This window comes from Streptomyces sp. NBC_01506 (assembly GCF_045040295.1).
In the GTDB taxonomy this organism is placed as follows: Bacteria; Actinomycetota; Actinomycetes; order Streptomycetales; family Streptomycetaceae; genus Streptomyces.
In genome coordinates, this window is the sequence record NZ_CP109422.1 from 7,136,667 (window position 1) to 7,161,928 (window position 25,262).

At 70.4% G+C, this 25,262-nt stretch carries 22 protein-coding genes; 12 read left to right on the plus strand and 10 right to left on the minus strand.

Annotated elements, in window-relative coordinates; genetic code table 11:
* Positions 1–135: 135 nt before the first annotated feature.
* From OG329_RS32040 to OG329_RS32050, 3 genes are all read right to left on the minus strand, one after another.
* On the minus strand, positions 136–933 hold the full coding sequence (locus OG329_RS32040) for an adenosylcobinamide-GDP ribazoletransferase (protein ID WP_405799873.1): 798 nt from the start codon (positions 931–933) through the stop codon (positions 136–138).
* Positions 934–1,145: 212 nt separating this feature from the next.
* Positions 1,146–2,243 carry a nicotinate-nucleotide--dimethylbenzimidazole phosphoribosyltransferase gene (cobT, locus tag OG329_RS32045; protein WP_405802133.1) on the minus strand — a complete coding sequence of 366 codons (1,098 nt, stop codon included), beginning with the start codon at positions 2,241–2,243 and terminating at the stop codon, positions 1,146–1,148.
* Positions 2,244–2,312: 69 nt separating this feature from the next.
* On the minus strand, positions 2,313–3,602 hold the full coding sequence (locus OG329_RS32050; RefSeq protein WP_405799874.1) for a bifunctional adenosylcobinamide kinase/adenosylcobinamide-phosphate guanylyltransferase: 1,290 nt from the start codon (positions 3,600–3,602) through the stop codon (positions 2,313–2,315).
* A gap of 94 nt (positions 3,603–3,696) precedes the next feature.
* Here OG329_RS32050 and OG329_RS32055 point away from each other — a divergent pair, with 94 nt between their 5' ends.
* Positions 3,697–3,924: a hypothetical protein gene (locus OG329_RS32055; protein ID WP_405799875.1), complete on the plus strand. Its 228-nt coding sequence runs from the start codon at positions 3,697–3,699 to the stop codon at positions 3,922–3,924.
* A gap of 93 nt (positions 3,925–4,017) precedes the next feature.
* On the opposite strand, the gene OG329_RS32060 is transcribed toward OG329_RS32055, so the two are convergent.
* The 3 genes from OG329_RS32060 to OG329_RS32070 form a co-directional block, all read right to left on the minus strand.
* Positions 4,018–5,814 carry an ABC transporter ATP-binding protein gene (locus OG329_RS32060; protein ID WP_405802134.1) on the minus strand — a complete coding sequence of 599 codons (1,797 nt, stop codon included), beginning with the start codon at positions 5,812–5,814 and terminating at the stop codon, positions 4,018–4,020.
* Positions 5,815–5,999: 185 nt separating this feature from the next.
* Positions 6,000–6,734 carry a class I SAM-dependent methyltransferase gene (locus tag OG329_RS32065; protein WP_405802135.1) on the minus strand — a complete coding sequence of 245 codons (735 nt, stop codon included), beginning with the start codon at positions 6,732–6,734 and terminating at the stop codon, positions 6,000–6,002.
* Between the two features lie 59 nt (positions 6,735–6,793).
* Positions 6,794–7,390 (minus strand): DUF3043 domain-containing protein, encoded by a 597-nt coding sequence (locus OG329_RS32070; RefSeq protein WP_405799876.1) that lies wholly within the window; start codon positions 7,388–7,390, stop codon positions 6,794–6,796.
* A gap of 272 nt (positions 7,391–7,662) precedes the next feature.
* On the opposite strand from OG329_RS32070, the gene OG329_RS32075 reads away from it, so the two are divergent.
* The 5 genes from OG329_RS32075 (at position 7,663) to OG329_RS32095 (ending at position 14,104) form a co-directional block, all read left to right on the plus strand.
* Positions 7,663–8,460, plus strand: coding sequence for a PspA/IM30 family protein (locus tag OG329_RS32075; protein ID WP_405799877.1), 798 nt, complete (start codon positions 7,663–7,665; stop codon positions 8,458–8,460).
* Positions 8,461–8,469: 9 nt separating this feature from the next.
* Positions 8,470–8,751 carry a hypothetical protein gene (locus OG329_RS32080; protein WP_405799878.1) on the plus strand — a complete coding sequence of 94 codons (282 nt, stop codon included), beginning with the start codon at positions 8,470–8,472 and terminating at the stop codon, positions 8,749–8,751.
* Positions 8,752–8,878: 127 nt separating this feature from the next.
* Positions 8,879–10,114, plus strand: coding sequence for a sensor histidine kinase (locus tag OG329_RS32085; RefSeq protein ID WP_405799879.1), 1,236 nt, complete (start codon positions 8,879–8,881; stop codon positions 10,112–10,114).
* Positions 10,111–10,797, plus strand: a complete 687-nt coding sequence (locus OG329_RS32090; protein ID WP_405799880.1) for a response regulator — start codon at positions 10,111–10,113, stop codon at positions 10,795–10,797. Before OG329_RS32085 ends, OG329_RS32090 begins: the two co-directional genes overlap by 4 nt.
* Positions 10,798–10,942: 145 nt before the next feature.
* Positions 10,943–14,104 carry an efflux RND transporter permease subunit gene (locus OG329_RS32095; protein ID WP_405799881.1) on the plus strand — a complete coding sequence of 1,054 codons (3,162 nt, stop codon included), beginning with the start codon at positions 10,943–10,945 and terminating at the stop codon, positions 14,102–14,104.
* A gap of 104 nt (positions 14,105–14,208) precedes the next feature.
* Here OG329_RS32095 and nadA read toward each other — a convergent pair whose 3' ends face one another.
* Positions 14,209–15,396: a quinolinate synthase NadA gene (gene nadA / locus OG329_RS32100; protein ID WP_405799882.1), complete on the minus strand. Its 1,188-nt coding sequence runs from the start codon at positions 15,394–15,396 to the stop codon at positions 14,209–14,211.
* Positions 15,397–15,662: 266 nt separating this feature from the next.
* Between nadA and OG329_RS32105 the strand changes: the two genes are divergently transcribed.
* Positions 15,663–16,019 (plus strand): iron-sulfur cluster assembly accessory protein, encoded by a 357-nt coding sequence (locus tag OG329_RS32105; protein ID WP_078077727.1) that lies wholly within the window; start codon positions 15,663–15,665, stop codon positions 16,017–16,019.
* 107 nt (positions 16,020–16,126) lie between these two features.
* Here OG329_RS32105 and OG329_RS32110 read toward each other — a convergent pair whose 3' ends face one another.
* Complete coding sequence (locus OG329_RS32110) at positions 16,127–17,632, minus strand: hypothetical protein (RefSeq protein ID WP_405799883.1); 1,506 nt, start codon at positions 17,630–17,632, stop codon at positions 16,127–16,129.
* Between the two features lie 106 nt (positions 17,633–17,738).
* Complete coding sequence (locus tag OG329_RS32115; RefSeq protein WP_405799884.1) at positions 17,739–17,951, minus strand: hypothetical protein; 213 nt, start codon at positions 17,949–17,951, stop codon at positions 17,739–17,741.
* Between the two features lie 130 nt (positions 17,952–18,081).
* Between OG329_RS32115 and OG329_RS32120 the strand changes: the two genes are divergently transcribed.
* A complete protein-coding gene (locus OG329_RS32120) occupies positions 18,082–19,056 on the plus strand; it encodes a carbohydrate kinase family protein (RefSeq protein WP_405799885.1) in 975 nt (324 codons plus the stop codon).
* A 33-nt stretch (positions 19,057–19,089) separates the two neighbouring features.
* Here the strand turns inward: OG329_RS32120 and OG329_RS32125 are convergent, their stop codons facing one another.
* Positions 19,090–20,484: a cysteine desulfurase/sulfurtransferase TusA family protein gene (locus OG329_RS32125; RefSeq protein ID WP_405799886.1), complete on the minus strand. Its 1,395-nt coding sequence runs from the start codon at positions 20,482–20,484 to the stop codon at positions 19,090–19,092.
* Between the two features lie 256 nt (positions 20,485–20,740).
* On the opposite strand from OG329_RS32125, the gene coxB reads away from it, so the two are divergent.
* The 4 genes from coxB (at position 20,741) to OG329_RS32145 (ending at position 25,217) form a co-directional block, all read left to right on the plus strand.
* A complete protein-coding gene (gene coxB / locus OG329_RS32130) occupies positions 20,741–21,703 on the plus strand; it encodes a cytochrome c oxidase subunit II (RefSeq protein ID WP_405799887.1) in 963 nt (320 codons plus the stop codon).
* Positions 21,700–23,439, plus strand: coding sequence for a cytochrome c oxidase subunit I (gene ctaD, locus OG329_RS32135; protein ID WP_405799888.1), 1,740 nt, complete (start codon positions 21,700–21,702; stop codon positions 23,437–23,439). Before coxB ends, ctaD begins: the two co-directional genes overlap by 4 nt.
* On the plus strand, positions 23,436–23,834 hold the full coding sequence (locus OG329_RS32140) for a cytochrome c oxidase subunit 4 (protein ID WP_329079761.1): 399 nt from the start codon (positions 23,436–23,438) through the stop codon (positions 23,832–23,834). The genes ctaD and OG329_RS32140 overlap by 4 nt, the downstream gene beginning before the upstream one ends.
* 129 nt (positions 23,835–23,963) lie before the next feature.
* The gene (locus tag OG329_RS32145) at positions 23,964–25,217 is read left to right on the plus strand and encodes an Ig-like domain-containing protein (protein WP_405799889.1); all 1,254 of its coding nucleotides are present in this window, start codon (positions 23,964–23,966) and stop codon (positions 25,215–25,217) included.
* Positions 25,218–25,262: the final 45 nt, after the last annotated feature.

Consider the following 25,262-nt stretch of genomic DNA (forward strand, 5'->3'; position numbering starts at 1 on the left):
ATTCGGCCTGCGGAGCACCTGGAACGAGCCTACGCGCGGTGCTCGCGCTCCCTCACGGCGGCGGTCGTGCTCGGCCGGAACCGACGCGGGGGGCCGGACGCGGGCCCTCAGTTGAGGGCGTCGGCCGAAAGGGCGTCAGCCCAGGGTCAGGACGACCAGGGACGCGGTGGCCGCCGTCTCGGCGAGGCCGCCGAAGACATCGCCGGTGACGCCGCCGAAGCGGCGTACACAGTGCGCGAGCAGCGCCTGCGCGGCGCCGAGACCGGCCGCCAGGGCGAGGGCGTGGTGCAGGGCGCCGTACCAGCCGAACAGGGCGCCGCACACCGCCGCGACGGCCGCCGTCACCAGCAGCGCGGCGAGCACCGCCGTCCGCGCGGGCACGGAGCCCGCGACGGCGGCGCCCAGACCCTCGGGCCGCGCGGGCGGCACGCCCGTACGCGCGGCCAGCGTGAGCGCGAGCCGCGCGGAGACGGCCGCGAGGGCGGCGGCGACGGCGCCGTACGCCCAGCCCTCCTCGTACAGATGCGCCACCGCGGCCACCTGCGCCAGCAGGACCAGCAGCAGGGTGATCACACCGAACGGGCCGATGTCGGACCGCTTCATGATCCGCAGCGCGTCTTCGGCCGGTTTCGCGCTGCCGAGGCCGTCCGCGGTGTCGGCCAGACCGTCGAGATGCAGCCCTCGCGTGAGCACGGCGGGGACGGCGGTGGTGGCCACGGCGGCGAGCGGCGCGCCCGCGCCCGCCGCCAGCAGCAGGCCGCCCACGGCGCCCGCGCACAGGCCGACGACCAGGCCGGCCGCCGGCGCCGCCAGCATCCCGGCGCGGGCGGCGTCGCGGTCCCAGCGGGTGACGCGGACCGGGAGCGCGGTGAGCGTGCCGAAGGCGAACCGTATGCCGTCGGCCGCCGCGTGTGTGGAACGAGGGGCGCTCATCGCGCGAAGGCTAGCCGGGACGGGCGGAGCGGGTGCGGACGGGGACCGGTCAAGGACTTTCAGGATGTACGGCTCCGAGGGCGGGCCCGGTCGCCACCGGGGGCCGCGCCGTCGTCGGCGCACGCGCCGCCGCGCCTGCCCGTGCGCCAGGCCCCCAGGGCTCCCGGGAAGGCCCTCAGGGACACGCCCCCGGACACGTCCCCCGACATGTCCTACGTGACGTCCTCGATGCCGGTGCTCCGCGCCTCGGCGGGCACCGGCGTCCCCGGGCGCTCCGGCCGCTCCGGCAGTTCCGCCGCCAGCGCCGCCGCGGCCTGGACCATCGGCAGCGCCAGCAGCGCTCCCGCCCCCTCGCCCACGATCACCCCGTGGTCGAGCAGCGGATCGATCGCCATCCGGTCCAGCGCCTTGCCCTGCGCCGGTTCCCCACTGACCTGGCCCGCGAGCCACCAGTCCGGCGCCCGGAACGCCGCCCGCTGGCCGACCAGCGCGCACGCCGCGGAGACGACGCCGTCCAGGATCACCGGCATCCGCCGCACCGCGCTCTGGAGCAGGAAGCCGGTCGTCGCCGCCAGATCCGCGCCGCCCACCGTCGCCAGCAGCTCCAACTGGTCACCGAGGACCGGCCGCGCCCGGCGCAGCGCGTCCCTGATCGCCGCGCACTTGCGCATCCACGCCAGGTCGTCGATCCCCGCGCCGCCGCGCCCGGTGACCACGGAGGCGTCGGTGCCGCACAGCGCCGCGATCAAGGTGGCGGCCGGAGTCGTACCGCCGACACTCAGATCGCCGAGGACGACCAGATCCGTACCGGAGTCGGCCTCCTCGTCGGCGATCGCCATACCGAGCCGTACCGCCGCCTCGGCCTCCTCGATCGTCAGCGCGTCCTCGACGTCGATACGCCCGCTGCCGCGCCGCACCCGGTGCCGTACGACCTCTGTAGGAAGCAGCTCCGGATCGCAGTCGAGACCGGCGTCCACGATCCGTACCGGCACCCCCGCGCGGCGCGCCAGCACGGCCACGGGGCTCGCGCCGTCCAGCACCGCGCGGACCAGCAGATGCGCGCTGCCGGCCGGGCGTGCCGAGACATTCAGCGAGGCGATGCCGTGGTCACCGGCGAAGAGCACCACGCGCGGCTGCTCGACGGCCTTGACGGGCACGGCCGCCTGGGCGGCCGACAGCCACTCGGCCAGTTCGTCGAGCCGGCCCAGCGCGCCGGGCGGGACGGTCAGCCGCTCGCGGCGTTCCTCGGCGTCACGCCGCAGACCGCCGTCGGGGCGCTCGATCAGATCGGAGAAGTCGTCGAGATTCAGCGAGCTCATTCGCCGAACAGTACCGGCAGCCCGCCCGCCGGACAGGCCCCGGTACCGCCCCGCCCGCCGTCAGCCGCGCAGGGTGAGCGCCTGCCCCGCGACGACCAGCAGGACGTGCTCGCACTCGGCGGCCACGGCCGCGTTCAACCGCCCCAACTCGTCCCTGAAACGCCTGCCGGAGGCCGTCGCGGGCACCACACCCGAACCGACCTCGTTGGTCACCAGGACCACCGTGCGGCGCGTCGCGCGCACGGCGCCGACCAGCTCGGCCGCACGCTCCCGCAGCGCCGCTCTGGCCGGTCGCGATCCCGCCTCCCACGCCTCGTCGTCCCAGGCGCCGACCCGGTCCATCGCGTCCGTCAGCCACAGGGACAGACAGTCCACGAGCACCGGCGGGCCCGCACCGGTGAGCACCGGCACCAGGTCGCAGGTCTCGGCGGTCCGCCAGGACCCCGGCCGGCGGTCACGGTGCGCCGCGACCCTGGCCCGCCACTCCGGGTCGCCGTCGCGGGCCCCGCCCGTCGCCACGTACAGCACGCCGGGAAACGCGGCCAGCCGCCGCTCGGCCTCGAACGACTTGCCGGAACGCGCGCCGCCCGTCACCAGCGTGCGGCGCGGCAGATCGGGTACGGCGTGATACTCGCCGACCGTCAGCGTCGTCCCGTCCGGCACCGCCCGCGCGCCCGCCGCCGCCAGCCTGCGGTCCAACTCGGCGCCCGGTGGCACGTCGTGGCCGATATGCACGGCGATGATGTCGGTGGTCGGGCCGACCGAACCGGCGGCGCGCAGCCTGGCCAGGGCGTCGGGGCGGCCGATCACATCGGCGAGGAGCATGTCGTACGGCGCGGGCGCGGCCTCCCGCGCGGAGCGCGTGCCGCCCCGGCCCGTCCGGCTCCCGTTCCCGCCGTCGGCCCGGTCACCGTTTCCGTTGCCCTCCGGGAGTCCCGCCGGGGCGCCGCCCGGCGGCAGATACAGCAGCCGCTCGCCCCCGGGGGCCGTCACCTCGTACCCCGTGCCGGGCGAGTCCATCGGCACGGCCCGTACCCGGTGCCCGCTGATCAGCGTCAGCACGCGGCCGTCCGCGACCCGTCCGGCCGTCGGCAGTCCGGCGGGCAGCTCCACGGCCGGACCGTCGTGGGGATGCGTGAGCAGCACCTGTCGTACGCCGCTCAGCGAGTGCCCGGCCCGCGCGGCGGCGAGCGCCGCACCGGGAGTGAGGTCGAGCAGCACCGCACCGTCCACGAGCAGCGCGGTCGCCGCCCGCGCGAGAGGGCCGCGGGCGGTGGCGCACGCGGCGCAGGGGCAGTGTGGGCGGGGGAGTCCGTCGGGGGCTCCGGTGCCGAGCAGAGTCAGTTCCACGCGGTCGATCCTCCCGTGTCACCGCGCCGGGTGCGCGCCCGGCTACGCTGCGGGCAGCAAACAGATCATTTTCGGCGGACCCCTGGAGGCGGACATGGCGTGGACGTGGCGGTTCGAGAAGGCCGACGGGACGGAAGTCCAACCGGCCGTGGAACCGGAGGAGTTCACCACGCAGGGGGACGCCGAGTCCTGGATCGGTGAGGCCTGGAAGGACCTGCTGGAGGGCGGCGCCGACCAGGTGATCCTCTTCGACGACGGCACCAAGATCTACGGTCCGATGAGCCTTCAGGCCGAACCGGAGAACAAGCCCGACGAGACCTGACAGGGGGTCCGTCCTCGTCCGCGGGCACCGGCCGGGCGCCCGCGGACGCGCAGACCGGCGCGTCGAACCGGCCGGCCCGTCGAGGCGGCCGGTTCAGCGGGCCGACGCCAGGAACTGCGTCGCCGCCAGCTCCCCGTACAGCGGATCGTCCCTGACCAGCTCCTCGTGGGTGCCCACCGCCCGCACCCGCCCCGCGTCCATCACCACGATCCGGTCCGCCAGTGTGACCGTCGACAGCCGGTGGGCCACCACCAGCACCGTCACGTCTCTCGCCACCTCGGCGACCACGTCCCGCAGCGCCATCTCGTTGACCGCGTCCAACTGCGACGTCGCCTCGTCCAGGAGCAGCAGCCGGGGCCCGCGTAGCAGCGCGCGGGCGATCGCCACCCGCTGCCGCTCACCGCCGGACAGCTTGGACCCGCGGTGGCCGACCACCGTCTCCAGCCCGTCGGGCAACTGCTCCACGAGTCGTTCCAGCTTCGTCCGTACGAGGACGTCCCTGATCCGCTCGTCGGTGGCGCCGGGCGCGGCGAAGACCAGATTCTCCCGCAGCGTGCCCGCCAGTACGGGAGCGTCCTGCTCGACATAGCCGATGGCCGCGCGCAGTTCGCGCAGCGGCCAGTCGCGTACGTCCCTGCCGTCGATCAGGATCCGGCCGCCTGTCGCGTCGTAGAACCGCTCGATCAGACCGAACACGGTCGTCTTGCCCGCGCCGGAGGGGCCGACGAAGGCCGTCATCCCGGCGCCCGGCACCTCGAAGGAGACGCCGTGGTGGACGAGCGGGAGCCCGTCGCGGTAGCGGAAGGTGACGTCGTCGAAGACGACGGAGGCCGCGGCCGGCGGACCGCCCGCCGACACCCCCTCGGCGGGCGCCTCCTCAGGAGGGTCGGCAGGAGGATTGGCAGGAGGATCGATCTGCTCCGTCTCCAGCCGCTCCGCCTCGATGATCCGCGCGATCGCCGCCGTACCGACCTGGTACTGCGACGCCGCCTCGACCAGGCGCGACACCGGGTCGATCAGATAGAAGAGGAACAGCAGGAACGCGATCAGCGTCGAGATCGAGATCGCGCCCGACGCGACCCGCGCCCCGCCGATGCCGAGCACGGCGAGGAACGACACCTGGATGGCGAGGCCGACCGAGGACCAGGCCAGCGACTGCCACTTCGCGGATCGGATGCCGTGCCGCCAGGCGTCCTGCGCGGCGGCCTCCACGACCGCCGCCTCGCGCTCCTCGGCGCCCGATGCCTTCACGGTGCGGAAGGCGCCGAAGGCGCGTTCCAGGACGGTGGAGATCCGTCCGACCGCCTCCTGCGAACGCTGCGTGGCCTGCGCGATCTTGGGCATGACGAGCGCGACGGCGCCGCCGATGAGCACGATCACGCCCAGTGTCACCCCGAGCAGCACCGGGTCCATGAAGCCCATCAGCACGATCGTCGCGACGAAGGAGAGGCCGCCGGTCGCGGCCGACACGATCGACTGGGTGGTCACGGCACGCAGCAGCGTCGTGTCCGAGGTGACACGGGACATCAGATCGCCCGGCTGGGTCCGCTCGACCTCGGGCAGCCGTAGCCGCAGCAGCCTTCCTATGAGGCTGCGCCGGGCGGCGAGTACGACGGATTCGGCCGTCCGCTCCAGGATGTAGGCGCCGACCGATTCGACGGCCGTGCCGAGCACGACCAGAGCGGTGAGGAGCAGCAGGATCCCGGTGATCGAACTGTCCTCGCCGAGCCGGTCCACCAGAGCCTTGGCCGCGAGCGGCTGCGCCAGCCCCGTGGCGGCGCCGACGAGGGTGAACAGCGCGCCGAGGGCGACGATCCACCGGTGCGGCCTGAAATGCCCGTACAGGGCCCGCCAGGTCTCCCCCGCGGACAGCTTCGGAGTCTTCCGCACGCCGTCGATCGCCGGCCTGTCGCCGCTCGCGCCGTCGCTGTTGTTCCCGCTGCTGTCCTGGCCGTCCGCGTCGCGGACCTTCTCGGTTGTCCCCGTGGTGCTCACTTCAGTACGGACGCGCCGCGGACCCGTTCACCTGACCGCCCCCGTCCACGTCCCCGCCCGCTGTCGGCCCGCTGTCGCCGTCACCCGCGCACACCGCACAGGTGCAGCAGCGTCGCGACGCTTCGGTAGGGCTCCGTACGGCCCGCCCGGTCCTCCGCGGCCAGCAGCCGCTCCAGTTCGGCCGCCGGGGGCGGCTCCACGTCGTTGGATATGTTGTCCGAGAAGACGCGCACCCCGTACCAGGCGTGCAGCGGCGCGGCGATCCCCGCGAGCGTCGCCGTCAGCGCGGAGAGCTTGTCCGCGCGGACCGTCCGGCCGTCGCTGTTCGTGTACGAGGGGGAGTCGAAGGCGTCGAGCGCCCCCGCCCAGTCCCCGGCGACACCGGGCCGCATGGCCAGCGCGTCGGCGTTGCGTACGAGGACGGAGAGCAGCCCGCCGGGCGCCAGCATCCTGGCCAGACCCGCGAGCATGGCGTCCGGCTCCTCGGCGTACATCAGCACGCCGTGGCAGAGCACCACGTCGAATCCGCCGGGCAGGAAATGCACCCCGGTCTCGAGACCGTCGCCCTCGACCAGCGTGACCCGCTCACGGATCCCGGCGGGCTCGGCCTCGAGCGCCTCACGGGCCGAGGCCATCATGGCGGGATCGGACTCCAGCCCGGTCACGGTGTGTCCGGCGCGCGCCAGCCGCAGTGTCTGGGTGCCCCGGCCCATGCCGACGTCCAGGACCCGCAGCCGCTGTCCGACCGGATAGCGCGAGGTCAACTGCTCGTCGAGCTGCCGCGACACAAGCTCCTGACGGACGACGTTCCGCAGCCCTCCGAGCCCGGCCGGCCGGCCGGACGAGCCACCCGCGGAGCCGGATGCCCCAGTGCTCAGGGCCGGTCCCCGCGCTTGACCTGCGGCTTGGGCAGCCGCAGTCGGCGCATCTGGAGCGTACGCATCAGGGCGTAGGCCACGGCGCCGCGCCTGGGCTCGTTCGGGAAGCGCTCGGCGATCTGCTTCTTCAGCCGGATCGAGATGCCGATGGAGTCGATCACGATCAGCACGATGATGCCCAGCCACAGCAGCAGCGCGATGGTCTGGAGCTGACCGACCTGGACCATGCTCAGTACGAGGATGACCACGGCGAGCGGCAGGAAGAACTCGGCCATGCAGAAGCGCGCGTCCACGTAGTCGCGGACGAAGCGGCGCACCGGGCCCTTGTCACGGGCCGGCAGATAGCGCTCGTCGCCGCTGGCCAGCGCCTGACGCTGCTTCGCCAGATCGACACGGCGCGCCTCACGCTGCTTCTTCATCGCCGATTTGCGGTCGGTCGGCGTCGTCGAGGCACGCCGACGCTGCGTCTGGGCCTCACTGCGCTTGGGGGTCGGGCGGCCCTTCGGGGCCTGCGGGTCACGGGTCTGTGTGGAGAGGTCCGCCGTCACCTTGTCGGTGGGGGCCTTCTCGTCCTTGGAGCGGCTACGGAACACAAAGCCCAAGGGTACGGGGTTCGTCTTCGGCGCCCTACCCCCGAGGGGAACGATCCGGCAACGGAGGACGTCTGTACTGGTACAGAGGGGACGAAACCCCCACTGCCCCCGAAGATCACCTACTCCCTGCGCCGGACCGACGCGGGGGCCAGTCGTCCTTGGGGATGAGCCCATCCGTGCCCGAACAGTGCGGTAATAGAGGCAGGGCCCGTACTGTGGGTTCTGTAGGAGTGCTGGATCCGGAGTCCGTCAGAAGGGGGCGCGCGAAGCCCATGAGCGGTGTGATGAAACGTATGGGGATGATCTTCCGCGCGAAGGCCAACAAGGCCCTTGACAGGGCTGAGGATCCGCGCGAAACCCTCGACTACTCGTACCAGAAGCAGCTTGAGCTGCTCCAGAAGGTACGGCGCGGTGTCGCCGATGTGGCCACGTCGCGCAAGCGGCTGGAACTGCAGCTCAATCAGCTCCAGGGCCAGTCCACCAAGCTGGAGGACCAGGGCCGCAAGGCGCTGGCGCTCGGGCGCGAGGATCTGGCGCGTGAGGCGCTGTCCCGTCGCGCCGCGCTCCAGCAGCAGGTCAGTGATCTGGAGACGCAGCACACGACGTTGCAGGGCGAGGAGGAGAAGCTCACTCTCGCGGCCCAGCGTCTTCAGGCCAAGGTCGACGCCTTCCGTACGAAGAAGGAGACCATCAAGGCCACCTACACGGCGGCGCAGGCGCAGACCCGGATCGGGGAGGCATTCTCGGGCATCTCCGAGGAGATGGGCGACGTCGGCATGGCCATCCAGCGTGCCGAGGACAAGACCGCGCAGTTGCAGGCGCGGGCCGGCGCGATCGACGAGCTGCTGGCCTCCGGTGCCCTGGACGACCACTCGGGGCTGGCGAAGGACGACATCGCCGCCGAGCTGGACCGGATCTCCGGTGGTACGGATGTAGAGCTGGAGCTTCAGCGGATGAAGGCCGAGCTGGCGGGCGGTTCGTCGTCGCAGCAGGCCATCGAGGGCGGTGCGGCCGACCGGCAGGACGGTTCGCAGTCCTCGGGGACTCCGAACAAATTCGACAAGAGCTAAGGGCGCGTCATGATCGTACGGATCATGGGGGAGGGCCAGGTGGAGCTCGCGGACAGCCACCTGGCCGAACTGGACAAGCTCGACGACGAACTTCTCGCCGAGATCAACGCGGACGACGGGGACGGCTTCCGCCGCACCTTCCACGCGCTCCTCGACAAGGTGCGCGAGCTGGGCGAGCCGGTGCCCGACGACTCCTTGGAGCCGTCCGGGCTGATCCTGCCCGCCCCGGGTGCCACGCTCGAGGAAGTACGCGCCCTGCTCAGCGACGACGGCCTGATCCCGTCCCCCTGACGTTCCGGACGGACACCCCAGCACCACGCTCCCGCACCACGCTCCCGCACTCCCGATGCCCCGTGCCTGGCGCACGGGGCATCGTGCTGTTCCTGGCCGGCCGGCCACCGGGCGTACATTGCCGGTTGTGACCTCACTCGGAACCGGCTTCGACCGCGTAAGAAGGTGGCTGCGGGTCCACCCGCTCGCCTTCGACGCCGGGCTGGCCGCGGCCGTGCTGGTCTGCATGGTGGCGAGTTCGTTCGCCGACCCGCGCGCACGCCACGACGCGCTGCCCGAGTTCGGCCAGGAGGCGCCGGGGCTGGGCAGTGTGGTTCTGATGGTCCTGGCGGCCGGCGCGCTCGTCTTCCGGCGCCGTAACCCCTTCCCGGTACTCGTCGTCAACGGAGCGGCGGCCGTCGCCGAACTGCTGACGGACGACGCGTCGTCGCCGATCACGCTGAGCTGCTTCGTCGCCCTGTACACCGTCGCCTCGCGCACCGACCGCCCCACCACCTGGCGGGTCGGCCTGCTCACCACCGCCACGCTGACACTCGCCGCGATGCTCTCCGGACCCGCCCCCTGGTACTCGCAGGAGAACCTGGGGATCTTCGCGTGGACCGGGATGGCGAGCGCCGTCGGCGACGCCGTACGCAGCCGCCGCGCCTTCATCGACGCGATACGGGAACGCGCGGAGCGCGCGGAACGCACCCGTGAGGAGGAAGCGCGCCGCCGGGTCGCGGAGGAGCGGCTGCGGATCGCCCGCGATCTGCACGACGTCGTCGCGCACCACATCGCGCTGGTCAACGTCCAGGCGGGCGTCGCCTCGCACGTCATGGACCGACGCCCCGACCAGGCCAAGGAGGCGCTGGCGCACGTACGCGAGGCCAGCCGCTCCGCCCTGAACGAACTGCGCGCCACGGTCGGCCTGCTCCGCCAGTCCGGTGACCCGGCGGCCCCCACCGAACCGGCCCCCGGCCTCGCGCTCCTCGACGAACTCGTCGGCACCTTCCGGCACGCCGGCCTGCCCGTCACGGTGGCCCACGGCGACGCGGAGCTGCGACTGCCCGCCGCCGTCGACCTCGCGGCGTACCGCATCATCCAGGAGGCGCTGACCAATGTGCGCAAGCACGCGGGCCCCGGCGCGAAGGCCGAGGTGAGCGTCGTACGGGTCGGCCCGACCATCGAGGTCACCGTCCTGGACGACGGCACGGGCACCGGCGAGCCCTCCGACGGCAGCGGCCACGGCCTCCTGGGGATGCGCGAGCGCGTGAGCGCCCTCGGCGGCACCCTCAACGTGGGCCCCCGCTACGGAGGCGGCTTCCGTACACAGGCGATACTGCCGGTCAAGGCACGTACGCGGCCCACGCGGGAGACCACATGACGATCAGAGTGCTGCTCGCCGACGACCAGACACTGCTGCGCAGCGCGTTCCGGGTGCTGGTCGACTCGGAGCCGGACATGCAGGTCGTGGCGGAGGCCGCCGACGGGGCCGAGGCCGTGGCACTGGCCCGCTCCGAGAAGGCCGACGTCGTCCTGATGGACATCCGGATGCCCGGTACGGACGGGCTCGCCGCCACCCGCATGATCAGCGCCGATCCGGAGCTGGACGGGGTCAGGGTGGTCATGCTGACGACCTTCGAGGTCGACGAGTACGTGGTGCAGTCGCTGCGGGCCGGTGCCGCCGGCTTCCTCGGCAAGGGGGCCGAGCCCGAAGAACTCCTCAACGCCATCCGGATCGCCGCCGCCGGAGAGGCCCTGCTGTCGCCGGTCGCGACGAAGGGGCTCATCGCCACCTTCCTGGCGCAGGGCGGCAGCGCGGGGGAGCGGCCGGACTCGGCGGCGTACTCCCAGCGGCTCGCCGCGCTGACGGTGCGCGAGCGCGAGGTGCTGGTCCTGGTCGCCGGCGGCCACTCCAACGACGAGATCGCGGAGCGTCTGGTGGTCAGTCCGCTCACCGTCAAGACCCATGTGAACCGGGCCATGGCGAAGCTGGGCGCCCGGGACCGGGCTCAATTGGTGGTAATCGCCTACGAATCGGGCCTGGTACGGCCAAGGGTGGACTAGGGGCCCACCGTCGCGTACTCCAGGCGCGGTATGCGGCGGGTAAGGAAATCGACCTGCGGTTGGCCGACCGGCCCCGATGGATAGCAGATCGTATAGAAGGGCCCCTGCGCCCTTCTGCACGCGTACACCACAGAAGAGAGACCCCATGTCCTGGCTGTCCAGATTCAGCCTCGCGCAACGGGCCCTGATAGGGCTGATATCGATCATCGCGATCGTCTTCGGGGCGATCGCCATTCCCCAGCTCAAGCAGCAACTGCTGCCCTCCATCGAACTTCCGATGGTCTCGGTTCTCGCCCCCTATCAGGGCGCTTCGCCCGACGTGGTCGAGAAGCAGGTCGTCGAGCCGATCGAGGCCTCCATCGAGGCCGTCGACGGCATCACGGGCGTCACCTCCACGGCGAGCGAGGGCAACGCCGTGATCATGGCCAGTTTCGACTTCGGCGGTGCTGACACCAAGCAGCTCGTCGCCGACATCCAGCAGGCCGTGAACCGCGCCCGCGCGCAGCTCCCCGAGGACGTCGACCCGCAAGTCATCGCCGGCTCGACGGACGACATCCCGACCGTCGTCCTCGCCGCCTCCTCGGGTGAGGACCAGCAGGCGCTCAACGACCGGCTGGAGCGTACGGTCGTCCCGGCGCTCGAAGACATCGAAGGCGTCGGCCAGGTCTCCATCGACGGAGTCCGGGACCTCCAGATCTCCGTCACTCCCGACGAGAAGAAGCTCGCGGAAGCGGGCCTCAACACCATGGCGCTCTCGGAGGCGCTGAAGGCCGGCGGCGCGACCGTCCCGGCGGGATCGTTCTCCGAGGACGGCAAGAGCCGCACCGTGCAGGTGGGCGGCGGCTTCACCGATCTGAAGCAGATCGAGGACCTGCGGGTCGGCGGCCCGCAGGCGGGCACGGGCGACCAGGGCGGTGCGCCCGTACGCCTGGGTGACATCGCCACCGTCGAGCAGGAGCCGTCCGAGGCGACGTCCCTGACCCGTACGAACGGCGAGCCCAGCCTCGCGGTGATGGCCACCATGGACAACGACGGCAGCGCCGTCACCATCTCCGACGCCGTCAAGGACAAGCTGCCGGACCTCCGTAAGGACCTCGGAGACGGCGCCGAACTGACCGTGGTCAGCGACCAGGGCCCGGCAGTCTCCAAGTCGATCTCCGGCCTGACGACCGAGGGTGCGCTCGGTCTGGTCTTCGCGGTGCTCGTGATCCTGGTCTTCCTGGCCTCGATCCGCTCGACCCTGGTCACAGCGGTCGCCATCCCGCTGTCGGTCGTCCTCGCGCTGATCGTGCTGTGGACCCGCGACCTGTCGCTCAACATGCTGACGCTCGGCGCGCTCACCATCGCGATCGGACGCGTCGTGGACGACTCGATCGTCGTCCTGGAGAACATCAAGCGGCACCTCGGCTACGGCGAGGAGCGGGAGTACGCGATCACCTCCGCGGTCAAGGAGGTCGCGGGCGCGGTCACCGCATCCACGCTCACCACCGTCGCGGTGTTCCTGCCGATCGGCCTTGTGGGCGGCATGGTGGGCGAGCTGTTCGGCTCGTTCTCGCTGACGATCACGGCGGCCCTGCTGGCGTCGCTGCTCGTCTCGCTCACCGTGGTGCCGGTGCTCTCGTACTGGTTCCTGCGCGCCCCGAAGGCCGTACGCGGGATCGACCCCGCCGAGGCCCGCCGGATCGCGGAGGAGAAGGAGTCCAACAGCCGGATGCAGCGGTTGTATGTCAGGGTGCTGGGCTTCGCTACCAGGCGCCGGGTCACCAGCGTCGTCCTGGCGTTCGTCATCCTGCTCGGCACGTTCGCCATGGCGCCGCTGCTCAAGACCAACTTCTTCGACCAGGGCGAGCAGGAAGTCCTCACCGTCAAGCAGGAGTTGGCGCCGGGCACCAGCCTGGAGGCGGCCGACGCGGCGGCGAAGAAGGTCGAGAAGACCCTCGACGGCTTCGACGAGATCAAGGACTACCAGGTCACCGTCGGCTCCTCCGGCTTCATGGCGGCGTTCGGCGGCGGTACGGGTGCCAACCAGGCGTCCTACCAGGTGACCCTGAAGGACTCGGGGACGTACGAGAAGACCAGCGACGCCATCGACGAGGCGCTGGGCAAGCTCGACGGCATCGGTGACACGACCATCGCGGCCGGCGACGGCTTCGGCAGCCAGGACCTGAGCGTCGTCGTCAAGGCGTCCGACGCGCAGACCCTGGCGAAGGCCGCCGAGCAGGTACGGGACGAGGTCGCCGGTATCGACGACGTCACCGACGTGCAGAGCGACCTGGCGCAGAGCATCCCGCGTATCTCGGTCAGGGCCAACGAGAAGGCCGCCGAGGCCGGGTTCAACGACGCCACGCTCGGTGTGGCCGTCGGCCAGGCCGTACGCGGCACACCGTCGGGCAAGGCGATCCTCGGGGACACCGAGCGCGATGTGTACGTCACGTCGAAGAAGCCGGCCAAGACGCTCGCCGAGCTGAAGGCGCTGCCGCTCGGCGGTGTGAAGCTCGGTGACATCGCCGACGTGAAGCTGGCGCCGGGTCCGCTGTCGATGACCCGGATCGACGGCTCCAGGGCCGCCACGATCACGGCGAGGCCGGTCGGTGACAACACCGGCGCGGTCGGCACCACGCTCCAGTCGAAGGTCAGCGGGCTCGACCTGCCGGAGGGGGCGACCGCCTCCATCGGCGGTGTGTCCGAGGACCAGGACGAGGCGTTCATGCAGTTGGGGCTCGCCATGCTGGCGGCCGTCGCGATCGTCTTCATGCTGCTGGTCGGCACGTTCAAGTCGCTGATCCAGCCGCTGATCCTGCTGGTCTCCATCCCGTTCGCGGCGACCGGCGCGATCGGTCTGCTGCTCGCCACGGGTACCCCGCTGGGTGTGCCGGCGATGATCGGCATGCTGATGCTGATCGGCATCGTGGTGACCAACGCGATCGTGCTGATCGACCTGATCAACCAGTACAGGTCGCAGGGGATGGGCGTCGTCGAGGCGGTCGTCGAGGGCGGCAGGCACCGTCTGCGGCCGATCCTGATGACCGCGCTGGCCACGATCTTCGCGCTGCTTCCGATGGCGATGGGGATCACCGGCGAGGGCGGCTTCATCGGACAGCCGCTGGCCGTGGTGGTGATCGGCGGTCTGCTGTCGTCGACGCTGCTGACGCTGCTGCTGGTGCCGACGCTGTACACGATGGTCGAACTCCGCAAGGAGCGCCGTGCCAAGAAGAAGGCGGCGAAGTCCGGCGGCGGGGACGGCGGGGACGACGGCCGGACGCCGCCGCGCTCCGACGCGCCGGCACCGCAGCCGGTCAACGTCTGATCGGCGTCCGGCAGCAGTGAATGAGTAAGGGGCGCCCGCCATTGCGGGCGCCCCTTACTTGGCTACGGCTACGGCTACGGCTACGGCTACGTCTACGTCTACGTCTACGGCAGCGCCAGCATCCGCTCCAGCGCGAGCTGGGCGAAGTCGGCCGTCTCCTTCTCGACCTGGATGACGTTGATGTCCTTGCCCTCGGCGAGCGATTCGAGTGCCCAGACCAGGTGCGGCAGGTCGATACGGTTCATGGTCGAGCAGAAGCAGACCGTCTTGTCGAGGAAGACGATCTCCTTGTCGTCGGCGGCGAATCGATTCGCCAGCCGCTGCACCAGATTCAGCTCGGTGCCGATCGCCCACTTCGAACCGGCCGGCGCCTCCTCGAGCATCTTGATGATGTACTCCGTCGAGCCCACGTAGTCGGCCGCGGAGACCACCTCGTGCTTGCACTCCGGGTGCACCAGCACGTTCACCCCGGGCACCCGCTCGCGGACGTCGTTCACCGAGTCCAGCGAGAAGCGGCCGTGCACCGAGCAGTGCCCGCGCCACAGGATCATCTTCGCGTTCCGCAGCTCCTCGGCCGTCAGACCGCCGTTCGGCTTGTGCGGGTTGTAGAGGACGCAGTCCTCGAGCGACAGCCCCAGGTCCCGTACGGCCGTATTGCGCCCGAGGTGCTGGTCGGGGAGGAAGAGGACCTTGTCGCCCTGCTCGAAGGCCCAGTTGAGGGCCCGCTCGGCGTTGGACGAGGTGCAGATGGTGCCGCCGTGCTTGCCGGTGAACGCCTTGATGTCGGCGGAGGAGTTCATGTACGAGACGGGGACGACCCGCTCGGCTATACCGGCCTCGGTCAGCACGTCCCAGCACTCGGCGACCTGCTCGGCCGTCGCCATGTCCGCCATCGAACAGCCCGCGGCCAGGTCGGGCAGGACGACCTTCTGGTCGTCGGCCGTCAGGATGTCCGCCGACTCGGCCATGAAGTGCACGCCGCAGAAGACGATGTACTCGGCCTCGGGGCGCGCCGCGGCGTCCTTGGCGAGCTTGAACGAGTCCCCGGTCACGTCGGCGAACTGGATGACCTCGTCGCGCTGGTAGTGGTGGCCGAGGATGAAGACCTTCTCCCCGAGCTTCTCCTTCGCCGCGCGGGCGCGTTCGACCAGATCCGGGTCGGACGGCGACGGCAGGTCACCGGGGCACTCCACGCCGCGCTCGCTGCGGGTGTCGGCCTCGCGGCCGAGCAGGAGCAGTGCGAGGGGCGTCGGCTGGACAGCGAGATCCTGACGGGCTTGGGCCGTGGTCACGTCACGCACCCTTTCTTCTCTGCGGAGTAGCCTTTTCGTCTAAATGACGTTATCTATCATAACCGCTTCACGTCACTTTGACGATGTCGATAGCGTCGATGTGACGCATTCCCAGGAACGCGGGCCCGTGCCGCTCCTGAGCCGGGTGTGCGAGCATGAAGAGAGTGCTGCGGAATGAATCCGCGGCCGTGACGGTTCTAGCTGTCGGCAATGAGTCCGTACTTCCCCTGCCTCGGCGGGGAGGCCCCACCCCGGGAGAGAAGCAGATGTCCGTATCGGACGAGACCACCACCGTGAGCGACGGCATCCTCCTGTCCGACGCCGCCGCGGGCAAGGTCAAGGCCCTGCTCGACCAGGAAGGCAGGGACGACCTCGCGCTGCGCGTCGCGGTCCAGCCCGGCGGCTGTTCCGGTCTCCGTTACCAGTTGTTCTTCGACGAGCGCTCGCTGGACGGCGACGTCGTGAAGGACTTCGACGGAGTCAAGGTCGTCACCGACCGGATGAGTGCCCCGTATCTGGGTGGCGCCTCCATCGACTTCGTCGACACGATCGAGAAGCAGGGCTTCACGATCGACAACCCCAACGCTTCCGGTTCCTGCGCCTGCGGCGACTCCTTCAACTGATCGCCGATCGTTGACCGCGATTCGGCGGTACGAGTCGTCCGCCCCGTGAACGGGACAGTGAAAGGCGGCGGCCCCTCACCAGGGGCCGCCGCCTTTCGTGCGCGCGGCTACTTCCGCGGCGGCACGGCATCGCCCGTGACCGCGTCCACGACCTTCCGGTCCCCGAGCGGCCGGTCCAGCGTCACCTTCTCGGTGAACGCCTTGGCCATCGCGATGCACACACCGCCCGGCGGGGCGGAGTCGACCACCTCCACCGTCACCGCGGTCCCGCTCTCCTGGGCCCGTACCGAGTACTCGCCGCACACGCCGCCCGTGAAGCGCACGCTCAACGTGCTCCCGTCGGCGCTGTACGCCTCGACCGGCGCCCCCTGCTTGTCCCCGGTCTGCGGATCGCCCGCGCCGTCATCGCCGCCATCGCTGTCGCCGCTCCCGGCGCCCCGCGTCAGATACTCGGGAAGCACCGCCGTCCGGACGGCGAACGACGCCGGTCCGTCCCCGGCGCCCGCCACCTCGAACCACCACGACGGTACGAGCGCGGCCCGCCCCTCCACCTGACGCGACGCGAGCCCGAAAACCGCCTTGCCCACGTCCACCCGCGCGGGCTCCGTCTTCCCCTCCTCGCACGGGGTGGCGGGCTCGCGCCCGTCCTCGTACGGCACCGCCGACGCGCAGCCACCGATCCCGCCCGTGCCCGGATCGCCCGTCGCCTCGTTCAGCAGCTTCAACGCCTCGGCGGCGCCCACCACCGGGTACTCCGCGCCCTTCGCGGGCGCCTTCAACTTCCCGCTGCCGCCGACCACTTGGCCGTCCGCGCCGATCTGGATACCGGTCGACCAGCCGTACGTAGGCAGCCCGCCGATCACCGGGGCGGCGTTCACCACCCGTACGGCGCCCATCAGTTGGCCCGCGTCGAGGGCGGCGTCCTGCTGGCCGAGCGCCTTCAGTACGGGCGCGGCGGCCTTCTTCGCGGCCTGCTCGCTCACCGGGCCCGCCCCGTCCCGCGGCACGACGGGGTTGCTCTCGCCGCCGTCGCCGCTCGGACACTCCTTGCCCTTGAGACAGTTGTCACCGCCGGGCGCGGGCCCGAACCGGGCGAACGTCCAACTGCCGGGCGCCTGTCGGTCGACGCTGAGCAGCGGGCCCGAGCCGTCCTTCTCGCCGCCGACCTTCCAGGCCGTACCGGAGAGTTCCGGAGGGCCGGACACCCCCAGAGCCTCGGCGAGGCGCGCCACGTCGGCCTTCGCGACGGTTCCCTCGGGGCGGTGCACGGCGGCCGAATCGGGCCCCTCGGGCAGCGGGCCCGAGGCGCGGTACTCGACCCCGTACGGGCTCGGCTCACCGGGTGCGACACCGAGGCCGGGATCCGCCCCCGCCGCCCCGTCCGCCTCGGCGCCGAGCGTCAGCGGCGGTGGATCGAGATCGCTCGCGCCCCGTGCGGCGGCCTTGCCGTCACCGCCGCCGTCACCGCCGCCGTCCGACGAGGCGGTGGCGAAATAGGCGCCGCCGCCCCCGGCGAGCAGGACGGCCGCGGCCACCGACACGACGGCGAACGGGAAACGCCGCCGCCCGGCGCGCTCGCCGTCGCCGCTCTGAGGTCGTTCCGTACTGGTCACCGTCTGCTCCTTCGACCGGATCGCCCCGCCGGGGCCGCGACACCGGTGGGACGGCCGACAGGACCACACGGTTCCCGCCGGGCCGCCAGGCCGTCAGATCCAGCCGCTAGTCACCGTATTCGGACATGCCGTCGATCAGTCGCGCCGAGGCCGGCGGGACCGTGACACCACAGATCAGCGACGGAGGGACGGGGGCCGGAGCCGTGGCGGCGGGCCGCAGCCAGTTCGGCGCCATCCGCGCGCAGTCGCCGCGCAGTTCGGCCAGGCTGGTGTCGGAGTCACGTACGGCGCGCTCGCGGTGGACGGTGTGGTTCCTCATGCACGCACCGTAAGCACGAAGGAGCCGAGAGAAAAGCCCTACTATCGGGTAGTTCTGCCGTTTCGAGGCCCGGCGCCGACCGGATAGCGTGAACTGTCCACAAGTTCTCCTCAACGGGAGCAGTCACGCCGTGAGAATCGCAGTCACCGGCTCCATCGCCACTGACCACCTCATGACCTTCCCCGGTCGCTTCGCCGACCAGTTGGTCGGGGACCAACTGCACACGGTCTCGCTTTCCTTCCTCGTCGACAACCTCGACGTACGCCGGGGCGGTGTCGGCGCCAACATCTGCTTCGGCATGGGCCAGCTCGGCACCGCGCCCATCCTGGTCGGCGCCGTCGGCCCCGACTTCGACGAGTACCGCGCCTGGCTGGACCGCCACGGCGTCGACACCGCGTCCGTCCGGGTCTCCGAGGTCCTGCACACCGCGCGGTTCGTCTGTACGACGGACGCCGATCACAACCAGATCGGCTCCTTCTACACCGGCGCCATGAGCGAGGCGCGGCAGATCGAGCTGAAGGCGGTGGCCGACCGGGTCGGCGGTCTCGACCTGGTCCTCATCGGCGCCGACGACCCCGAGGCGATGCTCCGTCACACCGAGGAGTGCCGCACCAGGTCCATCCCGTTCGCCGCCGACTTCTCGCAGCAGATCGCCCGGATGGAGGGCGACGAGATCAGACTGCTGCTCGACGGCGCCACGTATCTGTTCTCCAACGAATACGAGAAGGGGCTCATCGAGTCCAAGACCGGCTGGACCGACGCCGAGATCCTGGCCCGCGTCGGCCACCGGGTCACCACCCTCGGCTCGCGCGGTGTGCGGATCGAGCGCGTCGGCGACGACCCGATCGAGGTCGGCTGCGCGGAGGAGACGGCCAAGGTCGACCCGACCGGCGTCGGTGACGCCTTCCGGGCCGGCTTCCTGTCCGGTCTGTCGTGGGGCGTGAGCCTGGAGCGCGCCGCGCAGGTCGGCTGCATGGTCGCGACCCTGGTCATCGAGACGCTGGGCACCCAGGAGTACACGTTGCGCCGCAACCACTTCATGGACCGCTTCACCAAGGCGTACGGCCACGAGGCGGCCACCGAGGTCCGTACGCACCTGGAGTAGGCACGCCAGGCGCGCGCGGGAGACGGCGGGCGGTCAGGCGAGGCGGCGCACCAAAAACGCGTCGCCGCGCCGGCCGCCGTACTCCTGTCCGCGCATCTCGCACCAGGCCGGGATGTCCAGGCGGGCGGCCTCGTCGTCGGACAGCACGGTCACCGTGCCGCCCACCGGCACGTCCCCGATCACCTTCGCCAGCTCGATCACCGGGATCGGGCACAGCTTGCCGAGCGTGTCCACGACGAGCGACGCCGCCGCCTCCTGCGGTGCCTCGTCACCGGCACCCGCACCGGCACCCGCCGGCGCGCCGAGCCGTTCCCGTACGCCCGCGACCACCCCCGGCAGCACCTGAAGGAACCGCTCCACCTCCGCCTCGGCCGTACCGGAGGGCAGCGAGATGCGGACGTTGCCCTCCGAGAGCACCCCCATCGCCCGCAGCACATGGCTGGGGGTCAGCGTGCTGCTCGTGCACGACGAACCCGACGACACGGAGAACTCCGCCCGGTCCAGCTCGTGCAGCAGAGTCTCCCCGTCGACATAGAGACAGGAGAAGGTGACGAGATGCGGGAGCCTGCGCACCGGATCGCCCACCACCTCGACATCAGGCACCAGTTCGGGCACCCGCGCCCGGATCCGGTCCACCAGCACGCGCAGCCTGGCCGCCTCCTCCTCGGCCCGCGCCCGCACCGCCCGCAGTGACGCGGCGGCGGCGACGATCGCCGGCAGATTCTCGTAGCCGGGTACGCGCCCCGACTCCCGCTCGTCCAGCGGCCCTTGAGGAGCGAAACGCACCCCCTTGCGTACGGCGAGCAGCCCCACCCCGGCGGGTCCGCCCCATTTGTGCGCGCTCGCGGTCAGCAGCGACCACGCCCCGTCCACCGGCCCCCAGCCCAACGACTGCGCGGCGTCCACCAGTAGCGGCACCCCGGCCGCCCGGCACGCCTCGGCGACGGCCGCGACCGGCTGCACGGTGCCGACCTCGTGGTTGGCCGACTGGAGGCAGGCGAGCGCCGTGTCGGCGCGCAGGGCCGCCGCGTACGTCGCCGGGTCCACCGCCCCCGTACGGTCCACCTCGACCTCCGTCACGGCCGCGTCGGCCCCGTCGGTGACCCGAGTGCGGGCGGCATGAAGCACCGACGAGTGCTCGACCGCCGAGACGACCACATGGGCGCCGACACGCCGACGGCCCGCGAGTGATCCGGCCACCGCGGAATGCACCGCGTACGTCCCCGAAGGAGTGAAGACCAGTTCGTCGGGCCGGCAGCCCACGGCCTCCGCGGCGGCCTCCCGCGCGGCGTCCAGCAGCAGCCTGGCCCGCCGCCCCTCCCGGTACAGCCTGGCCGGGTCGGCCCAGCCCTCGTCCAGGGCGGCTTGCAGGGCCTGGTGTGCGACAGGGTGCAGCGGGGCGGAGGACGCGGAGTCGAAGTAGGCCACGCCACCACGCTAAGCCGTGCCCGCTCGAACGGGATCGGGCCCCGGTCCGCCGGGGCGTCAGAAGCACCCCGGATCCAGGCATTCCACCCCTTCGGGGTGCCGGACGGCGCGTTGGGCACCCTCCATGCGCGACCCCAAATTGCGTCCAGTAGGGTTTGGTCCGCATAAACATCCAAACCCCTGCCCGCGCCGGGCCGGCGACCGACCGTGACGGCCGCAGCCGGCTGTGCGGGCGAGACTCTCGGGAAGGCGCTACGTGAGTCCCAACGGCTCCGACCGCTCGTCGCGGCGCCCGATGCGGCGGAAGCTGCCGCAGGTGCTGACTGCGGGCCTGATCCTCGCGACCGCCTCCGGTTGCACATACAAGGATTTCCCCCGCCTCGGAATGCCCACACCGGTGACGGAAGAGGCGCCCAGAATCCTCTCCCTCTGGCAGGGCTCGTGGGCGGCAGCGCTCATCACGGGCATCCTGGTGTGGGGGCTGATCGTGTGGAGCGTCATCTTCCACCGGCGCAGCCGCACCAAGGTGGAGGTACCTCCACAGACCCGTTACAACATGCCCATCGAGGCCCTGTACACGGTCGTTCCGCTCATCATCGTCTCGGTGCTGTTCTACTTCACCGCACGTGACGAGTCGAAGCTCCTGTCCCTTGAGGACAAGCCCACCCACACCGTGAACGTGGTCGGCTACCAGTGGAGCTGGGGCTTCAACTACGTGGAGAACGTGGACGGCGACTCGTCCACCGGCGCTGAGATTCCCAAGGAACTCACCGACATCCCCAACAAGTTCAAGGAAGACTTCCCGGCCGGTTCCGAAGGCGTCTACGACGCCGGAATCCCGGGCACGCGCAATCCCCAGAACGGCAACCCGGGTCCGACCCTGTGGCTGCCGAAGGGGGAGAAGGTCCGGTTCATCCTGACCTCCCGTGATGTCATCCACTCCTTCTGGGTCGTGCCGTTCCTGATGAAGCAGGACGTCATCCCGGGTCACACCAACGCCTTCGAGGTGACTCCGAACAAGGAGGGCACCTTCATGGGCAAGTGCGCCGAACTGTGCGGTGTGGATCACTCCCGGATGCTCTTCAACGTCAAGGTCGTCTCCCCGGAGCGCTACCAGCAGCACTTGAAGGAGCTGGCCGACAAGGGGCAGGACGGCTACATCCCGTCGGGCATCGAGCTGACGGACCCGGCCAGGAATGCGGAGAAGAAACAACTGTGAGCATCCTCAACGAACCCAAGGGTGCCGCCGCAGCAGCAGACGACTCGTACGAGAACGAGCTGCCGGTACGGCGCAAGCAGCCCGGCGCTGTGGTCATCAAGTGGCTCACCACCACCGACCACAAGACGATCGGCACGCTCTACCTGGTCACGTCGTTCGTCTTCTTCTGCATCGGTGGTCTGCTCGCGCTCTTCATGCGCGCCGAGCTGGCGCGTCCCGGTACGCAGGTCATGTCGAACGAGCAGTTCAACCAGGCGTTCACGATGCACGGCACGATCATGCTGCTGATGTTCGCGACGCCGCTGTTCGCCGGTTTCGCGAACTGGATCATGCCGCTCCAGATCGGCGCGCCCGATGTGGCGTTCCCCCGGCTGAACATGTTCGCCTACTGGCTCTACCTGTTCGGTTCGATCATCGCGGTGGCGGGTTTCATCACGCCGCAGGGCGCCGCGGACTTCGGCTGGTTCGCGTACTCCCCGCTGTCGGACGCGGTCCGTTCACCGGGCATCGGCGCCGACCTGTGGATCATGGGTCTGGCCTTCTCCGGCTTCGGCACGATCCTCGGTTCGGTCAACTTCATCACCACGATCATCTGCATGCGCGCGCCCGGCATGACGATGTTCCGGATGCCGATCTTCTGCTGGAACGTGCTGCTGACCGGTGTGCTGGTCCTGCTCGCCTTCCCGGTGCTGGCCGCCGCGCTTTTCGCCCTGGAGGCCGACCGGAAATTCGGTGCGCATATCTTCGATGCCGCCAACGGCGGGGCGTTGCTGTGGCAACACCTGTTCTGGTTCTTCGGGCATCCAGAGGTGTACATCATCGCCTTGCCGTTCTTCGGGATCGTCTCCGAGATCATTCCGGTGTTCAGCCGGAAGCCGATGTTCGGCTACATCGGTCTGATCGGCGCGACGATCGCCATCGCTGGTCTGTCGGTGACGGTCTGGGCGCACCACATGTATGTGACGGGCGGCGTACTCCTACCGTTCTTCTCATTCATGACCTTCCTCATCGCGGTGCCGACCGGTGTGAAGTTCTTCAACTGGATCGGCACGATGTGGAAAGGCTCGTTGTCCTTCGAGACACCGATGCTCTGGACCATCGGCTTCCTGGTCACCTTCACCTTCGGTGGTCTGACGGGCGTGATCCTCGCGTCGCCGCCGATGGACTTCCATGTCTCCGACTCGTACTTCGTCGTCGCGCACTTCCACTACGTCGTCTTCGGCACGGTGGTGTTCGCGATGTTCGCCGGCTTCCATTTCTGGTGGCCGAAGATGACGGGCAAGATGCTGGACGAACGGCTCGGGAAGATCACCTTCTGGACGCTGTTCATCGGCTTCCACGGCACGTTCCTGGTGCAGCACTGGCTGGGCGCGGAAGGAATGCCACGCCGTTACGCGGACTATCTGAACGCCGACGGATTCACGGCCCTGAACACCATCTCCACGATCAGCTCGTTCCTGCTCGGCATGTCGGTCCTGCCGTTCTTCTACAACGTCTGGAAGACCGCCAAGTACGGGAAGAAGGTCGAGGTGGACGACCCGTGGGGCTACGGCCGTTCACTCGAATGGGCGACATCTTGCCCGCCGCCGCGGCACAACTTCATCACGCTGCCGCGCATCCGCTCCGAATCCCCGGCGTTCGACCTGCACCACCCGGAGATCGCGGCGCTCGAACACCTTGAGATCGACGCCCACAAGGACGCCGCTCTGCTCGGTGGCAAGGAGGTCGGCAAGTGAAGGTCCAAGGCTGGATGTTCCTCTGGCTGAGCCTCTTCATCCTCGTCGTCGCCGGTGTCTACGGCGTGTGGTCGAAGGAGCCGGTCGGTACCACCGCCCTCTTCCTGGCCTTCGGCCTGAGCCTCATGATCGGCTTCTACCTGGCCTTCACGGCCCGGCGGGTCGACGCGATGGCGCAGGACAACAAGGAAGCCGACGTCGCGGACGAGGCCGGCGAGGTCGGGTTCTTCTCCCCGCACAGTTGGCAGCCGCTCTCGCTGGCCGTCGGCGGAGCGCTCGCGTTCCTGTCCATCGCCATCGGCTGGTGGCTGCTGTTCTTCTCCTTCCCGATCCTCCTGATCGGGCTGTGGGGCTGGGTCTTCGAGTACTACAGCGGTGAGAACCAGAACCAGTAGCCGATACGGCGACGACACGCCGTACCCGAGACCAGGGCCCGGATCCCCCTCACCCCTGAGGAGGATCCGGGCCCCTCGTTTGCAGTCACACAGCGCGCCGTAACCAGACATTCTTCATAACGTGTGCATATGAACCACACGCCGCGCTTTCGCACCGTTATCGGCTGCACTCTGCTGGTCCTGTCCCTCGGGGCGGTAGCGACCGGCTGTGGCGCTCCGGACGGCCACCCGCTGTCCGGCAAGCCCTACGACGCAGCCGACCAGGTCTCCCTCAACGCGCCCAAGGGCGACGCCAAGGCGAACCCCGACAAGCCGCTCGAAGTCGTCTCCAAGGGCGGCGACGGACGGATCACCGACGTGACCGTCACCGACAAGGTCGGCCACCACCTCGCGGGCGAGCTGGCCGCGGACGGGGCCCGCTGGCACTCCACGGCTCCGCTGGCCGCGGGCGCCCGCTACACCGTCAAGGTCGCCACGGAGGACGAGGACGGCGCTCCGGGCAGCCGTACGTTCAAGTTCGAGACGTCCTCGGTGAAACGCAACCTGAGCGTCAAGTTCGGCCCGCAGGCGGGCAAGTACGGCGTCGGCCAGCCCGTCACGGCGGAACTCAGCGCACCGGTCAAGGAGAAGGAAGCCAGGGCCGTCGTCGAACGGAGCCTCAAGGTCCGCTCAAGCCCCGCCGTCGAGGGCGCCTGGTACTGGGTCGACGACAAGAAGCTGCACTTCCGGCCCAAGGAGTACTGGCCCGCCAACGCGACCGTCGACGTCACCAGCACCATGGACGGGATAAAGGTCGGCGACAAGCTCTACGGCGGCCCGACGAAGCCGCTCAGAATCACCACGGGCGACCGCCTCGAGGCCATCGCCGACGCCGGCAGCCACCACATGACGGTCCTGCGCAACGGCGAGGTCATCAACACGATCCCGGTCACCACCGGCAAGCCCGGCTTCTCGACCCGCAACGGCGTCAAGGTGGTGCTGGAGAAGCAGCAGTTCGTACGGATGCGCGGCGAAAGCGTCGGCATCGCGGCCGGCAGCAGCGAGTCGTACGACCTGCCCGTCTACTGGGCCACACGCGTGACCTGGAGCGGTGAATACGTACACGCCGCCCCGTGGTCCGTCGGCTCACAGGGGTCGGCGAACGTCAGCCACGGCTGTGTCGGCATGTCGACCGACAACGCCGAGTGGTTCTTCGGCACCGTCCGCCAGGGCGACATCGTCAAGGTCGTCAACAGCGGTGGCGAGGACATGGATCCGTTCGGCAACGGCTTCGGCGACTGGAACGTGGACTGGGCGAAGTGGCGCCAGGGCAGCGCCCTCATCGGCGGGACCAAGGACGGCGGCGGCCACGTCGAAGCCGCCCGGCTGCGCCCGCAGGTCTGACCGGACTGACCTGGACCCAGGCGAACGGACGGCGCGACCGGACGG

Coding starts and splice junctions, on each gene's coding strand:
- OG329_RS32090 (WP_405799880.1), top strand. CDS start 10,111: ATGACGATCAGAGTGCTGCTCGCCGACGACCAGACACTGCTGCGCAGC.
- OG329_RS32040 (WP_405799873.1), bottom strand. CDS start 933: ATGAGCGCCCCTCGTTCCACACACGCGGCGGCCGACGGCATACGGTTC.
- OG329_RS32115 (WP_405799884.1), bottom strand. CDS start 17,951: ATGAGGAACCACACCGTCCACCGCGAGCGCGCCGTACGTGACTCCGAC.
- OG329_RS32055 (WP_405799875.1), top strand. CDS start 3,697: ATGGCGTGGACGTGGCGGTTCGAGAAGGCCGACGGGACGGAAGTCCAA.
- OG329_RS32095 (WP_405799881.1), top strand. CDS start 10,943: ATGTCCTGGCTGTCCAGATTCAGCCTCGCGCAACGGGCCCTGATAGGG.
- OG329_RS32145 (WP_405799889.1), top strand. CDS start 23,964: ATGAACCACACGCCGCGCTTTCGCACCGTTATCGGCTGCACTCTGCTG.
- OG329_RS32080 (WP_405799878.1), top strand. CDS start 8,470: ATGATCGTACGGATCATGGGGGAGGGCCAGGTGGAGCTCGCGGACAGC.
- OG329_RS32075 (WP_405799877.1), top strand. CDS start 7,663: ATGAGCGGTGTGATGAAACGTATGGGGATGATCTTCCGCGCGAAGGCC.
- OG329_RS32105 (WP_078077727.1), top strand. CDS start 15,663: ATGTCCGTATCGGACGAGACCACCACCGTGAGCGACGGCATCCTCCTG.